This window comes from Streptomyces silaceus, from assembly GCF_001419745.1.
Classification (GTDB): Bacteria; Actinomycetota; Actinomycetes; order Streptomycetales; family Streptomycetaceae; genus Streptomyces; species Streptomyces silaceus.
The window spans coordinates 1-1,831 of record NZ_LIRJ01000725.1 but is presented as its reverse complement, the minus strand read 5'-3'; the positions used below and the strand labels follow the sequence as shown (position 1 = coordinate 1,831).

1 protein-coding gene and 1 pseudogene are annotated in these 1,831 nt (G+C 69.1%); both read right to left on the bottom strand.

The annotated features are described in order from the left end of the window. Positions 1 to 207, bottom strand: a pseudogene (locus AOK22_RS41760) (outer membrane protein assembly factor BamB family protein); the annotation flags it as partial. Between the two features lie 55 nt (positions 208 to 262). Beyond that, on the bottom strand, positions 263 to 1,831 hold a 1,569-nt coding region (locus AOK22_RS39030; RefSeq protein WP_055703349.1), incomplete at its 5' end, for an outer membrane protein assembly factor BamB family protein.

Here is a 1,831-nt window from a genome sequence, read left to right as displayed (position 1 = left end):
CAGGGTCTGCGGGGCCGGCGGCTGCTGGGCCGGCGGCTGGGGCGCCTGGGGGTAGCCGTACGACGGTTCCGGGGCCTTGCCGAAGCCTCCGGGCGGAGGGTCCTGCGGGGCGCCGAAACCACCGGCCGGCGGTTCCTGGGGCGCGCCGAACCCTCCCTGTGGGGGCTCGTTCGGCGGCTGCTGCGGAGGCTGGGGCGGCTGGGTCATGACGTCGTCGATTCCTTGGGGACGAGAGCGGTCGAGCGGAGGGCTGAGCGGCGGATCACTTGCCGTAGGCGAGCATCAGCTTCGCCTGGCCGGACGTGCTCATCAGGCTGGTGGTGGAGATGTAGAAGCGTCCGTCCACGTAGTCGACGTCCTTCGAGTAGAAGCCGCTCTCGATCTGCGAGGTGCCCTTCGGGTGCTGCAGAAGGGTCTTGGGCGTGTGCGAACCGGAGGTGGCGATGGAGACGACCCGGCCGCCGGAGTCGTACGCCGGCGTGACGTACGCGATCAGCTCGCCGTTCTCGACCTTGATCGGCAGCATCGTTTCGTCCATCGGCGACTTGGTCCGCCAGGCCTCCTTGCCGGTGGCGAGGCTGAACGCGACGACCGAGTTGGCGCCGCTCTTCTCGTCCGTCGGCAGGTACAGGTACTTGTCGTCGGCCGTGGCGCCCAGGCAGCCGCTGAGCTCACGGTCGAGGATGGACGTGCCGCAGTCCGGCGCGAAGTTGTCCTTGGTGGTCAGCTCCGAGCGGGTCTTGTCGCTGTTGTCCTTCAGGACCGTGACGTTCCACTGCTTCTTGTCCTCGTTGGTGAGGTACACGACCGTGGGGCTGACGGAGTAGACCTTGCCGATGCGCCAGCCCTTGGGGAACTTCTTGGTCCACAGGGCGCGGCCGGTCTTCGGGTCGAGCTGCTGGAGCTCGTCGTGCTCGCTGGGCGTGCTCGCGCCGCAGGACAGGGCCATGAGGAGCTGCTTGCCGCCGGCGAAGCCGTTGGGGAAGCAGGTGCCCTCCTCCTTCTTGTCCGCGACGTAGAGCTTCTTGCCGTCGCTCATCCGCAGCGCCGTGCCGGACTGGTCGCGGCCGACCATCAGGACGTCGCCGACGAGGACGAGGTGGCTCTGCATCGCGAAGTCGAACAGGCCCTCTTCCTTGACCGGCTTGCCCCAGCCCTTGTCACCCGTCTTCAGGTCGATGACCTGGAGCTGGTTGCACTTGGCGTTGCTCTTCGTGCCTTCCTTGTACGCCACGACGATCTTGCCGTCGTCGGTGGACGTCTGGGTCGCGGCGCAGATCTTCTGCGGGAACGTGATGGCGGGCCAGGCGACCTTGCCGGTCTTCACGTTGTACGCGAGGAGCTGCTTGTACGCGGCCTTGACCGCGACGTCGCCCTCGATCCACATGCCCGGGGCGTCGCCGCCGGAGCCGGGGACCTTCGGCGCCTCCTTGTACCAGAGGACCTTGGCCTCGCCGGGCTGGCGGCCCTCGTTGAGGTCCTCCTTGCCCTCGTTGCCGTCGCCGCTGCCGTCGCCCGGGTTGGCCGGGGCGGACACGGAGGGCTTGGGGTCCTTGTTCTTGGCCTCGGACTTCTTCTTGTCGCCGTCGTCACCGCCGACGACGGCCCAGGTGACACCGCCCGCGACGAGCAGCGCGGCCACGGCCGCGGCGACGATCACGATGAGCTTGTTCCGCTTGGCCTTGCCGCCGTCGGGCGGGGTGCCGGGCGCGCCGGTGCCGGGGAACATCGGCTGCGTCGGCGGCTGCTGCTGATAGCCGTACTGCGGCTGGGCGTAGGGGCCGGGCTGGGTCGGCCGGCCGTACGGACCCGGCTGCTGGGGCTGGCCGTA